10 protein-coding genes are annotated in these 12,265 nt (G+C 60.6%); 8 read left to right on the forward strand and 2 right to left on the reverse strand.

The features are described 5' to 3' along the window. The first annotated feature begins 148 nt into the window (after positions 1–148). On the forward strand, positions 149–2,209 hold the full coding sequence (locus tag ACQ4WM_RS20095) for a UvrD-helicase domain-containing protein (RefSeq protein ID WP_436548428.1): 2,061 nt from the start codon (positions 149–151) through the stop codon (positions 2,207–2,209). Between the two features lie 2 nt (positions 2,210–2,211). Here ACQ4WM_RS20095 and ACQ4WM_RS20100 read toward each other — a convergent pair whose 3' ends face one another. After that, positions 2,212–2,553, reverse strand: coding sequence for an addiction module antidote protein (locus ACQ4WM_RS20100; RefSeq protein ID WP_436548429.1), 342 nt, complete (start codon positions 2,551–2,553; stop codon positions 2,212–2,214). Continuing rightward, positions 2,550–2,942, reverse strand: coding sequence for a type II toxin-antitoxin system RelE/ParE family toxin (locus ACQ4WM_RS20105; protein WP_436548430.1), 393 nt, complete (start codon positions 2,940–2,942; stop codon positions 2,550–2,552). Before ACQ4WM_RS20105 ends, ACQ4WM_RS20100 begins: the two co-directional genes overlap by 4 nt. 156 nt (positions 2,943–3,098) lie before the next feature. Between ACQ4WM_RS20105 and ACQ4WM_RS20110 the strand changes: the two genes are divergently transcribed. From ACQ4WM_RS20110 to ACQ4WM_RS20140, 7 genes are all read left to right on the forward strand, one after another. After that, positions 3,099–3,314, forward strand: a complete 216-nt coding sequence (locus ACQ4WM_RS20110) for a SlyX family protein (RefSeq protein WP_436548537.1) — start codon at positions 3,099–3,101, stop codon at positions 3,312–3,314. Positions 3,315–3,434: 120 nt separating this feature from the next. Continuing rightward, positions 3,435–5,591 (forward strand): M3 family metallopeptidase, encoded by a 2,157-nt coding sequence (locus ACQ4WM_RS20115; RefSeq protein ID WP_436548431.1) that lies wholly within the window; start codon positions 3,435–3,437, stop codon positions 5,589–5,591. Positions 5,592–5,771: 180 nt separating this feature from the next. After that, positions 5,772–7,949 (forward strand): M3 family metallopeptidase, encoded by a 2,178-nt coding sequence (locus ACQ4WM_RS20120; RefSeq protein ID WP_436548432.1) that lies wholly within the window; start codon positions 5,772–5,774, stop codon positions 7,947–7,949. A 104-nt stretch (positions 7,950–8,053) separates the two neighbouring features. After that, positions 8,054–8,266, forward strand: coding sequence for a VF530 family protein (locus tag ACQ4WM_RS20125; protein WP_436548433.1), 213 nt, complete (start codon positions 8,054–8,056; stop codon positions 8,264–8,266). An 11-nt stretch (positions 8,267–8,277) separates the two neighbouring features. Further along, positions 8,278–8,568 carry a DUF4404 family protein gene (locus ACQ4WM_RS20130; protein WP_436548434.1) on the forward strand — a complete coding sequence of 97 codons (291 nt, stop codon included), beginning with the start codon at positions 8,278–8,280 and terminating at the stop codon, positions 8,566–8,568. Positions 8,569–8,792: 224 nt separating this feature from the next. Further along, positions 8,793–11,045 carry a YgiQ family radical SAM protein gene (locus tag ACQ4WM_RS20135; protein ID WP_436548538.1) on the forward strand — a complete coding sequence of 751 codons (2,253 nt, stop codon included), beginning with the start codon at positions 8,793–8,795 and terminating at the stop codon, positions 11,043–11,045. A gap of 223 nt (positions 11,046–11,268) precedes the next feature. Further along, entirely contained in the window at positions 11,269–12,228 is a 960-nt protein-coding gene (locus ACQ4WM_RS20140) for a sugar ABC transporter substrate-binding protein (protein WP_436548435.1), read from the forward strand. Positions 12,229–12,265: the final 37 nt, after the last annotated feature.

Consider the following 12,265-nt stretch of genomic DNA (forward strand, 5'->3'; position numbering starts at 1 on the left):
AGCCGGGATGGTACTCCAGGCCGGGTTGTGCGGCGTAGATTCAGTCTGCCAAGATGGCGCCCGGACGGCATTTATCAAGACCCGGTGCGTGCAATCGGCGTACACGACGCTGTTACAATGGACTGCTGTTCCCTGCGGAAATACCCTGATGTCCAAAGCACCACAATTCGGCCTGAACGCTCCCCAAAGCGAAGCCGTCACCTATCTCGACGGCCCCTGCCTGGTGCTGGCCGGCGCTGGCTCGGGCAAGACGCGCGTGATCACGCAAAAGATTGCCCACCTGATCGAAGACCGCGGCTACGACCCGCGCACCATCGCCGCCCTGACTTTTACCAACAAGGCGGCGCTGGAAATGCAGGAGCGCATCGCCAAGCTGTTGAAGCAGCCGCGTCAGGCCAAGCAGCTGACGGTATCGACCTTCCATTCGCTGGGCGTGAAGATCTTGCGCCAGGAAGCCAATGGCGTGGGGCTGAAAGACCGCTTTTCCATCATGGACAGCGACGACTGTTTTTCGCTGGTACAAGACCTGGCCATAACCACCGACAAACAGATCATCCGCCAGATCCAGACCGCCATGTCGCTGTGGAAAAACGGCCTGATCGACCCCGACACGGCGCTGGCGCAAGCCAAGGATGAGGACGACGCCAACGCGGCGCGCATCTACCGCAGCTATGTGGCTACCTTGTCAGCCTACCAGGCGGTCGATTTCGACGATCTGATCCGTCTTCCCGTCGAATTGTTCCGCAACAACGACGCCGTGCGCGACAAATGGCAGCGCCGCCTGCGCTACCTGCTGGTCGACGAGTACCAGGATACCAATACCTGCCAGTACGAACTGGTGAAACTGATGGTGACGGGCATCGGCAAAAAGCCGATGTTTACCGCCGTGGGCGACGACGACCAAGCGATTTATGCCTGGCGCGGCGCCACCGTGGAAAACCTGAAAACCCTGGAAACAGATTTCCCCGACCTGCGCGTGATCAAGCTGGAACAGAATTACCGCTCCACCATGCGCATCCTGAATGCGGCCAATGCCGTGATCGGCAACAACCCGAAACTGTTTGAAAAATCGCTGTGGTCCGAACACGGCCTGGGCGAGCCGATCAAGGTGCTGGGCATGCAGACCGACGAGCAGGAGGCGGAACAGGTGGCCATCATGATCTCGGCCGACCATTTCGAGCGCAAGAACAAGTTTTCCGATTACGCCATTTTGTACCGTGGCAACCACCAGGCGCGCATTATCGAGCAGTGCCTGCGCAAGGAGCGCATCCCGTACACGATTTCCGGCGGCCAGAGTTTCTTCGACAAGGCCGAGATCAAAGACATCATCAGCTATCTGCGCCTGCTGGCCAACGAAGACGACGATCCGGCGTTTATCCGCGCCGTCACCACGCCGCGCCGTGGCGTGGGGCAATCGACGCTGGAGGTGCTGGGCGCGTTCTCGGGCCAGTGGCAGTGTTCGCTGTTCCAGGCGGTGTTCAAGGGCGGCATCGAAGCCAAGCTGACCGACCGCCAGTTGGGGCCGCTGCGCGACTTCTGCAACTTCATCAATGATCTTGAGTCGCGCGCCAGCCGCCCTGGTGCAGCCGGCAGCGGCGATGCGGCGGCCGAAGTGCTGGACGACATGATGAAGGAAATTCATTACGAGTCCTACCTGTACGACGCTTTCGAAGAGCGGCAGGCGCAAAGCAAGTGGCAGAACGTGCTGGAATTCGTCAACTGGCTCAAGGAGCGGGGCCGGGGCGGCAAGGACCGCGATGGCGAAGAAAAAAACGTGCTGGAACTGACGCAGATGGTGGCCCTGATGACCATGCTCGAGGGCAAGGACGAAGAGCAGGATGCGGTGCGCATGTCGACCCTGCATGCATCGAAAGGGCTGGAGTTTCCGCACGTCTTCCTGGTCGGCGTGGAAGAGGGCATCTTGCCGCACAAGGGCGACGCCGACGCGCCGGCCGAAACCATGGCGGCGCGTATCCAGGAAGAACGCCGCCTGATGTATGTGGGCATTACACGCGCCCAGCGCACCTTGCACATTACCTGGTGCAAGAAGCGCAAGCGGGCCGGCGAGCAGGTGCATTGCGACGTGTCTCGTTTTATCAAGGAAATGGAACTCGACGTGGGCGACGCCGTGCCGACCGAGTCGGAAGTGATTTCACCCAAAGAACGGCTGGCGCGCATGAAGGCGCTGCTGGCAACCCCCAAGACCTGAAGTCAGCCAGCGTCCGATGTCAGCTTGGGCACGATGGCAAACTGCATGCCCAGCGCGTCGAGCATTTTCAGGATGGTGTCAAAGCGCGGCTTGCTGCCTTCGCGCAAGGCTTTATACGCGCCTTCACGCGTAATGTCGGCCCTTGCCGCCACCTTGCCCATGCCATGCGCGCGTACCACGTCGTTCATGGCCGCCTGGAACAGCTCGGCATTGCCGGTGGCAATGATTTCGCTCATATAGGCGGCGATGGCGTCCGGACTGGTCAGATGCTGGGTTGGGTCGAAACGGCTCAGGCCCAGCGCCTCCAGATCATCGAGGTCGAAGCTGTCGTGGTCACGGTTCATTTTTTTCGTCCTTGCTTGTCGTTGATGGCAGCCTGTTTCTGCTTGCGGATCGCTGCCTGCGTGGCTTTCAATTCGGCGAGGATCTTTTTCGCCTTGTCGATATCGCGTTGTTGGCTGGCCTTGTCGCCGCCGAGCAGCAACAATATCAACGCGCCCAGATTGGTTTCATGAAAATACACGCGCCAGCCCGGTCCTGTCTGCAAAAAGCGCAGCTCACAGACGCCGTCGCCTACCGCGCGCCAGTCGCCTTTTTTACCGTGCTGCAGATTCTTGATGCGCGCATCGATGGCCGCCGTCGCGACATCATGCAGCTTGTCTTCCCAGCGGCGATATTGCGCCGTCTTGAAGGTCTCGATCAAACATGGTTGAAGATCAGTAGACGTATCCATTGTAATCGTTTGTTCTCATTCGTCAAGGAGTTTCATGCAATCTCAAGGATAGCGACGCAATCTGCATTGCGTGGTCATGACCGCAGCTTGTTTGCGGTGGATCGCGAGGCTGGAGGGTAAAATGCGTGTTTGATGCCAGGAGTTACCGTGAGCACTATGGACAATGAACAGATGGAAAGCCGTTTCGTCGATATCGAAATCAAGCTGGCGCAGCAGGAAGACCTGGTCGAGTCGCTGAACCAGATGGTGTACCAGCAGGGCCGCCGCATCGACCAGTTGGAAGCGATGCTGCACAAGCTGGGCGAACACGTGCGCGAAGGCGCGCAGCAGGCCAACGGCGGCCAGGTCAACGAGCGCCCGCCGCATTACTAATCATTACTGTATGACGTGATACCTGCAGTCGTTGCGGGTGACGCAAGTTTGTCAGGCTGTTATTATTTCAGGCTGGTCCGCGACACAATCGCGGTTCTCTTGCGTACTTTGAAAGATGTCATGACCCGTCCAACACTGCTCGTCATCGCCGCCAGCCTGATGCTGGCGCCAGCCGCTTTTGCCGCGACCAAGGCGCCTGCTGCCGCTGCCACTACCGTGGCTGCCTCCCTGCCTGCCAGCAATCCGTTTGCCCAGGCCAGCAGCCTGCCATTCCACTATCCTCCGTTCGACAAGATACAGGACGCCGATTACGCGCCTGCCTTTACGGCCGGCATGGCCGAGCACCTGGCGGAGATCAACGCGATTGCCAACAATCCGAAAGCGGCCACCTTCGACAACACCATCGTCGCCATGGAACGCGCCGGCCAGCTGCTGGGCCGCGTGCGCACCGTGTTTTCGGTGATGTCGGGCTCGAACACGAATGAGACCATCCAGGCACTGGAGCGCGAGCTGGCGCCAAAAATGGCGGCCCATAGCGACGCGATCATGCTCAACGGCAAGCTCTACCAGCGCATCAACACCTTGTACGCCAAGCGCGACAAGCCGGGTCTCGATGCCGAATCCAAACGCTTGCTGGAACGCTACCACACCGATTTCGTGCGCGCCGGCGCCAAGCTGTCGGCGGCCGACAAAGACAAATTGAAAACCTACAACGGCCAGCTCGCTGCCCTGTCGACCACGTTTGCGCAGAACGTGCTGAAGGAACTCAATGCCTCGGCGGTGGTGGTCGATACGCGCGCAGAGCTCGACGGACTGTCGCCGGCGGCGATTGAAGTGGCCGCCGGCCTGGCCAAAAAACGCGGCCTGGACGGCAAGTACGTGATTGCGCTGGTCAACACCACCGGCCAGGCGCCGTTGTCGCAACTGACCAACCGCGCACTGCGCGAACGCATCATGGCCGCCTCGCAGGCGCGTGGCAGCCATGGCGGCGAATTCGACAACCGCCAGGTGGTGCTGGACCTGGCCAAGCTGCGCGCCGAACGCGCCGCGCTGATGGGCTACCCGAACTACGCGGCCTATTCGCTGGAAGACCAGACCGCCAAGACCACCACCGCCGTCAATGCGCTGCTGGGTGAACTGGCCAAGCCGGCAGTGGTCAACGCGCGCCGCGAAGCGGACGATATCCAGAAAGTGATCGACGCGGAAAAAGGCGGCTTCAAGGTCGCCGCCAGCGACTGGGCCTATTACAGCGACAAGGTGCGCGCCGAACGCTACAACTTCGACCAGAACCAGCTCAAGCCTTATTTTGAAATGAACAGCGTGCTGACCAAGGGCGTGTTCTTTGCCGCCGGCAAGCTGTACGGCCTCACCTTCAAGCAGCGCACCGACCTGCCGGTGTACAACGCCGACATGCTGGTGTTCGACGTGTTCAACGAAGACGGCAAGCAACTGGCCATCTTCACGCTCGACCCTTACGCGCGCAGCAACAAGCGCGGCGGTGCCTGGGCCAATGCCTATGTCAGCCAGTCGGCCCTGCTGGGCAACCAGCCCGTGATCGCCAACAACCTGAACATTCCGAAGCCGGAAGCGGGCCAGCCGACCCTGATGACGTTCGACGAAGTGACCACCATGTTCCACGAATTCGGCCATGCGCTGCACGGCATGTTCTCGAACGTGAAATATCCGCGCTTCTCGGGCACCAGCGTGCCGCGCGACTTTGTCGAATACCCGTCGCAGGTCAATGAAATGTGGGCGCTGTGGCCGGAAGTGCTGCAGAACTATGCCAGGCACTACCAGACCGGCGTGGCGATTCCCGCCGAACTGCTGGCGAAAGTGAAGGCTGCCGACAATTTCAACCAGGGCTACAAAACCACCGAATACCTGGCCTCGGCCCTGCTCGACCAGCGCTGGCACCAACTGACCCCGGCCCAGATCCCGACCGACGTGCTGGCGTTTGAAAAAACCGCACTGCTTGAGGCCGGTATCGATTTTGCACCAGCGCCGCCGCGCTACCGCACCACGTATTTCTCGCACGCGTTTGCGGGCGGCTATTCGGCCGGCTACTACGCCTACCTGTGGTCGGAAAAGCTGGACGCCGACACCGTCGAATGGTTCAAGGAAAACGGCGGCCTGACGCGCAAGAACGGCGACTGGTTCCGCAGCAAACTGCTGTCGCGCGGCGGCAGCGCCGATGCGCTGCAGATCTATCGCGATTTCCGTGGCCGTGATGCGAAAATCGAGCCGCTGCTGGAGCGCCGTGGCTTGAGCGGCAAATAAGCTCACTAAGCTAAAAATGGCCGCCGCGTATTGGCGGCCATTTTTATTTGGTCAATCAAAACCGGCGCCGTGGTAAACCGCGCATTCGGCCTGCTGCGCCACGCTGGCAGATCACCCTGCTATGATTTGCCACTGGTCCGCGACATGCTCGCGGTTCTTCCCTGCACCTTGAAAGATGTCATGATCCGTCCACAACTGCTCGTCATCGCCGCCAGCGTCATGCTGGCCCACGCCGCCCCACAAGCCATGGCCGCCGCTGCAGCGCCCGCCAATGCGCCCGCCGCAGCGCCTGCCAAGGCGCCCGTCGCCATCAGCGCGCAAAACCCGCTGCTCAAAGCCAGTCCCTTGCCATTCCAGATGCCGCAGTTCGGCCTGATCAAGGACGCGCACTATGCACCGGCGTTTGCCGAAGGCATGAAGCGCCAGCTGGCCGAAGTCAATGCGATCGCCAACAACCGCCAGGCGCCGACGTTTGAAAACACCATCGTCGCGCTTGAGCGTACCGGCCAGCTGCTGCACCGCGTGCAGAGCATTTTCAGCAACATGACTTCGACCAATACCAACCCCGCGCTGGAAGCGGTGGAAACCGACATCTCGCCCAAGCTGGCCGCCCACGCCGACGCCATCAGCCTCAATCCGAAACTGTTTACCCGCATCGACACCCTGTACGCCAAGCGTGACCAGCTGGGCCTGGATGCCGAATCGCTGCGCCTGCTGGACCGCTACCACACCGATTTCGTGCGCGCCGGCGCCAAACTGTCGGATGCCGACAAGGAAAAACTGAAGGCCTTCAATGCCGAACAGGCCGGCCTGGAAACGGCCTTTGCACAAAACGTGCTGAAGGAAACCAACGCCAAGGGCCTGGTGGTGAACACGCGCGAAGAGCTGGCCGGCATGACCGACAGCGATATCGACACGGCCGCTGCCGCCGCCAAGGAGCGCGGCCTGGACGGCAAGTTCGTCATTGCCCTGGTCAATACCAGTGGCCAGCCGCCACTGGCAGTGCTGACCAACCGCGCCACGCGCCAGCGTTTGATGGATGCGTCATTGAATCGTGGCAGCCAGGGCGGCGAATTCGACAACCGCGCCATCGTGCTGAAACTGGCCAAGCTGCGCGCCGAACGCGCCACCTTGCTTGGCTACCCGAACTACGCGGCCTATGCGCTGGAAGACCAGACGGCGAAAACCACCACGGCGGTGAACACCTTGCTGTCGGAACTGGCGAAACCGGCGGTGGCCAATGCGCGCCGCGAAGCGGCCGATTTGCAGGGCGTGGTCGACGCGGAAAAAGGCGGTTTCCAGGTGGCCGCCGCCGACTGGGCCATCTACACCGACAAGCTGCGCAACCAGCGTTTCAATTTTGACGAGAACCAGCTGAAGCCCTACCTGGAACTCAATAGCGTGCTGAACAACGGCGTGTTTTTTGCAGCCAATAAACTGTACGGCATCAGCTTCAAGGAACGTAAAGACTTGCCGGTATACAACCCGGACGTGCGCGTGTACGACGTGATCGACGCCAACGGCAAGCCGCTGGCGCTGTTTATCGCCGACTTCTATGCACGCGGCAACAAGCACGGCGGCGCCTGGATGAATGAATATGTGTCGCAGTCCGGTCTGATGGGCACCCATCCCGTAGTGGCCAATCAGCTCAACATTCCGAAGCCGCCAGCCGGCCAGCCGACCCTGCTGACGTTCGACGAAGTGACCACCATGTTCCACGAATTCGGCCATGCGCTGCACGGCATGTTTTCGAACGTGAAATATCCGCGCTTCTCGGGCACCAGCGTGCCGAGCGACTTTGTCGAATACCCTTCGCAGGTCAACGAAATGTGGGCCGTCTGGCCGGAAGTGCTGCAGAACTATGCGAAGCATTACCAGAGCGGTGCGGCCATGCCGCAGGAGCTGCTGGACAAAGTGATGGCGGCGAAAAAATTCAACCAGGGTTTCATGACCACGGAATATCTGTCGGCGGCCTTGCTGGACCAGCGCTGGCACCAGCTGGCGCCGAACCAGATCCCGACCGACGTGCTGGCGTTTGAAGCGGCGTCGCTGAAAGAGGCCGGCGTCGACTACGCGCCGGTGCCGCCGCGCTACCGCACCAGCTACTTTTCGCACAGTTTCTCGGGCGGCTATTCTGCCGCCTATTACGCCTATCTGTGGTCGGAAAAACTCGATGCCGAATCGGTCAACTGGTTCAAGGAAAATGGCGGCCTGACACGCAAGAACGGCGACTGGTTCCGCAGCAAATTGCTGTCGCGCGGCGGCAGCGTTGACGCGCTGCAGCTGTTCCGCGATTTCCGTGGCCGTGATGCTACCGTCGAGCCGCTGCTGGAACGCCGTGGCCTGAAAACGCAGTAAGTCTGCGCCTGCGCTTGCATTGTTCCTGAGCGAACAATGCAAGCGTCATGTGCGCGCAGCGTAGAATTGAGTAAGATATCAAGACACGTAGTTGAAAGAACAAAATGAATCAGCAAGATTTGAATGGCGTCACGTTGGAAGCGATCGTGACGCGACTGCAAGCCCATTACGGTTGGGATGGTTTGGGCAAGCGCATCGACATCAATTGCTTTATCAGCGAGCCGAGCATCAAGTCGAGCCTGAAGTTTTTACGCAAGACCCCGTGGGCCAGGAGCAAGGTGGAACAACTGTACCTGGACACGCAATTTACTGACTGACAGGAAAAAACATGGAAACCAAACTCAAGGAATCGTTACAACAGCTGCGCTCGAACCTGGAGTCCAGCGGCCCCGTCGATGAAGAGTTGCAAGGTTTGCTGCAAAAGCTCGATGGCGACATCCATCTGCTGCTGGAAAAGCGCGCCGCGCTGGAAGCCCAGGAGTCGCAGGAAGAAGAATCGACCACCTATGGCTTGGCCGAGCGCAGCCAGGAATTGTCGGCCCAGTTTGCTGTCAAGCATCCGAAACTGGAGCCGGCGCTGCGCGAACTTGGTGAAATTCTCGCCAATATGGGGATTTAAAGGCGGTCTGTCGCTTCGCTATCGCAATGCGCCCCACTGGGGCGCATTGCCCCCAAGTGATTGAAATATAAACGTTTTTTGCACCAGAATCCAACAGTCAACGACAGGCTGTCAGGTTTGAAATGGCCAATTCCGGTACAATCCGGGCAATGAACTCCCCTGCCAATTTATTTGCGACCGTACCCAAGCGGTCTGCCCGCGCTGCCGTAGCGCCTTTCCTGCCCATGTCGCGCGCCGAGATGGATGCGCTGGGCTGGGACCAGTGCGACGTGATTTTAGTCACTGGCGACGCCTATATCGACCATCCGAGTTTCGGCATGGCCCTGGTTGGCCGCCTGCTCGAAGCGCAAGGCTATCGGGTCGGCATTATCAGCCAGCCCGACTGGCTGTCGGCCGACGCCTTCCGCGTGCTCGGCAAGCCGCGCCTGTACTACGGCGTGACCGCCGGCAATATGGATTCCATGGTCAACCAGTACACGGCCGACCGCAAGATCCGCTCCGACGACGCCTATACGCCCAACGCCGAACCGAACAAGCGCCCGGACCGCGCCGTTACCGTCTACGCCCAGCGTGCGCGCGAAGCCTATCCGGACGTGCCGGTGGTGATCGGCAGCATCGAAGCGTCCCTGCGCCGCATCGCCCACTATGATTACTGGTCGGACAAAGTGCGCCGTTCCGTGCTGCCCGACTCCAAAGCCGATCTCTTGATTTTCGGCAACGCCGAGCGTGCGCTGGTCGACCTGACGCACCGCCTGGCTGCAGGCGAATCGATCAAGGATATCCGCGACCTGCGCGGCACCGCCTTCATGGTACCGGCCGGCTGGCTGCCCGGCGACGACTGGGGCGTGCACAATTCCACCCGCGTCGACGTGCCGGGCAAGATCGATCCGCATTACAGCCCGTACGAAATGATGCAGGAAGACAAGACCGCCTGCGCCACCGAGAACGCGTCGAAGTCTGCCGAAGTGATCAAGCCGATCCGCATCATGAGCCGCGAAGAACGGCTGGCGATGGCCAAGGAAAAGCACGACAAAACCGTGGTGCGCCTGCCCGCGTATGACGTGGTCAAGGACGACCCGGTGATGTATGCGCACGCCTCGCGCGTGTTCCACCTGGAATCGAACCCCGGCAATGCACGCGCCATGGTGCAGGCGCATGGCGAACGCGACGTGTGGCTCAATCCGCCGCCGCTGCCGCTGGCGATGGACGAAATGGACGGCGTGTATGACATGAACTACGCGCGCGCGCCGCACCCAAGCTATGGCAAGGCGCATATCCCGGCCTGGGAAATGATCCGTTTTTCCGTCAACATCATGCGCGGCTGTTTTGGCGGCTGCACCTTCTGCTCGATTACCGAACACGAAGGCCGGATTATCCAGAGCCGTTCGGAGCCGTCTATCCTGCGCGAAATCGAGCATATCCGCGATAAAACCAAAGGCTTTACAGGCACCATTTCCGATATGGGCGGCCCGACCGCCAATATGTACCGGCTGGCCTGCAAGGAAAAAGAGATCGAAATATCGTGCCGCCGCCTGTCGTGCGTGTATCCGTCGATCTGCGTCAACCTCGGTACCGACCACAGCAAGTTGATTTCGCTGTACCGCAAGGCGCGCGCGATTCCCGGCATCAAGAAGGTCCTGATCAGCTCGGGCCTGCGCTACGACCTGGCCGTGCGCTCGCCCGAATACGTGAAGGAACTGGTGACCCACCACGTCGGCGGCCTGCTGAAAATCGCGCCCGAGCATACGGAAGAGGGCACCTTGTCGAAGATGATGAAGCCCGGCATCGGCGCGTATGATGAATTCAAGGAAATGTTCGACCGCTTCTCGCTCGAGGCGGGCAAGAAGCAATACCTGATTCCCTACTTTATCGCCGCGCATCCCGGTACCACCGACCTGGACATGCTGAATCTGGCGCTGTGGCTGAAGAAAAACAACTTCAAGCTCGACCAGGTGCAGACCTTCATGCCGACACCGATGGCGATGGCCACCACCATGTATCACACGCGCAAGAATCCCTTGCGCAAGGTGACCGCTGATTCGGAAGTGGTGGAAACGGCGCGCAGCGGCAAGATCCGCCGCACGCACAAGGCTTTCCTGCGCTACCAGGACCCGGCCAACTGGCCGATCCTGCGCGAAGCGCTGGTCAGCATGGGCCGTGGCGACCTGATCGGCAATGGCGACAAGCATCTGATCCCGGCCTGGACTTCGTCCGAAGCGGGCGGCCTGGCCGCAGGCGAACGCAGCCGCCAGACGCACGGCGCCGGCACGCCCGACAAGTTCAAGGTCGCACCCGGCAAGAGCCGCATTGCCCTGGGCGGCACGGCAGCGGCGCCCAAAGCGTCGGCGGCCGAATCAAAAGTACGGCCATCGATTCTGTCGACCATCAAGACGAAAACCAAGCCGGCCGCTGCGGCGCCGATGGCTCGTGGCAAGCCGCCAGCCAAGGGCGGTGCACCGGCACGCGGTCGCAGATAAATAGCCAGCCGACAAGGCAACGCTGTAGCTGTTCTTCGAAACCCGGCCACGCGCCGGGTTTTTTCTTGGGGAAGTGGCAATTTTGCTGCACTGCACATACAGAATCGCTTGCACTCCAATGGCGCATTGAGGCACACTTCGCTTCGCGCAAACGTTTGCGCACAGCGTTTTACAAAAAAGCATTGCTCAGACGTGCTTGCCCAACCATACCCTGGAGACTGCCATGACATCCCGTATTCGCCTCAAAATGATCGCCGCCGCCGCTTTCGTGTGCGCCCTGCCTGCCCTGCCCGCGATGGCGCAGACGGCTGCCAAGCCGAAGGTTGCACTGGTGATGAAGTCGCTCGCCAACGAATTTTTCCTGACCATGGAAAACGGCGCCAAGGCGCACCAGAAAGCCAACGCCGCCAAGTACGACCTGCTGTCGAACGGCATCAAGGACGAAACCGATACTTCCAGCCAGATCAAGCTGGTCGAGCAGATGATCGTCTCGCGCGTGAACGCCCTGGTAATCGCCCCGGCCGACTCGAAAGCGCTGGTGCCGGTGCTGAAGAAGGCGGTAGACGCCGGTATCCTGGTGGTCAATATCGACAACAAGCTCGACGATGCCGCCCTGAAAGAAAAGGGCATCTCGGTACCGTTCGTCGGCCCGGACAATCGCAAGGGCGCCAAGCTGGTCGGCGACTACCTGGCCAAGCAGATCAAGAAGGGCGACCAGGTTGCCATCATCGAAGGCGTGTCGACCACCTACAACGCGCAGCAGCGTACCCTGGGCTTCCAGGACGCGATGGCCAGCGCCGGCGCGAAAGTCGTCAGCGTCCAGTCGGGCCAGTGGGAAATCGCACCTGCCAACACGGTGGCCGCCGCCATGCTGAACGCCAACCCGAACATTACCGCCATCCTGGCCGGCAATGACAACATGGCCATCGGCGCCGTGTCGGCCATCAAGGCCGCCGGCAAGACCGGCAAGGTGAAGGTCGTCGGTTACGACAACATCAACGCCATCAAGCCGATGCTGGCCGACGGCCGCGTGCTGGCGACCGCCGACCAGTTCGGTTCGCAGCAAGCCGTATTCGGTATCGAAGCCGTGCTGAAAGCCATTGCTGAGAAGAAAAAGCAGGCCGAATTGGGCGGCACCATCGAAACCAAGGTGGAACTGGTCGCCAAGGGCGCCAAGTCCTGATCGTCTGATCCCGCCGGGGCTGGCGTGTGCCGCAATG

Origin of the sequence: Janthinobacterium longum (assembly GCF_051380735.1) — a bacterium.
Lineage (GTDB): Bacteria > Pseudomonadota > Gammaproteobacteria > Burkholderiales > Burkholderiaceae_D > Janthinobacterium.

What these genes read in the sequence shown, in the direction of transcription:
- ACQ4WM_RS20140 (WP_436548435.1), top strand. Translation starts at nt 11,269, where the DNA reads ATGACATCCCGTATTCGCCTCAAAATGATCGCCGCCGCCGCTTTCGTG.
- ACQ4WM_RS20125 (WP_436548433.1), top strand. Translation starts at nt 8,054, where the DNA reads ATGAATCAGCAAGATTTGAATGGCGTCACGTTGGAAGCGATCGTGACG.
- ACQ4WM_RS20110 (WP_436548537.1), top strand. Translation starts at nt 3,099, where the DNA reads ATGGACAATGAACAGATGGAAAGCCGTTTCGTCGATATCGAAATCAAG.
- ACQ4WM_RS20100 (WP_436548429.1), bottom strand. Translation starts at nt 2,553, where the DNA reads ATGAACCGTGACCACGACAGCTTCGACCTCGATGATCTGGAGGCGCTG.
- ACQ4WM_RS20115 (WP_436548431.1), top strand. Translation starts at nt 3,435, where the DNA reads ATGACCCGTCCAACACTGCTCGTCATCGCCGCCAGCCTGATGCTGGCG.
- ACQ4WM_RS20130 (WP_436548434.1), top strand. Translation starts at nt 8,278, where the DNA reads ATGGAAACCAAACTCAAGGAATCGTTACAACAGCTGCGCTCGAACCTG.
- ACQ4WM_RS20095 (WP_436548428.1), top strand. Translation starts at nt 149, where the DNA reads ATGTCCAAAGCACCACAATTCGGCCTGAACGCTCCCCAAAGCGAAGCC.
- ACQ4WM_RS20135 (WP_436548538.1), top strand. Translation starts at nt 8,793, where the DNA reads ATGTCGCGCGCCGAGATGGATGCGCTGGGCTGGGACCAGTGCGACGTG.
- ACQ4WM_RS20105 (WP_436548430.1), bottom strand. Translation starts at nt 2,942, where the DNA reads ATGGATACGTCTACTGATCTTCAACCATGTTTGATCGAGACCTTCAAG.
- ACQ4WM_RS20120 (WP_436548432.1), top strand. Translation starts at nt 5,772, where the DNA reads ATGATCCGTCCACAACTGCTCGTCATCGCCGCCAGCGTCATGCTGGCC.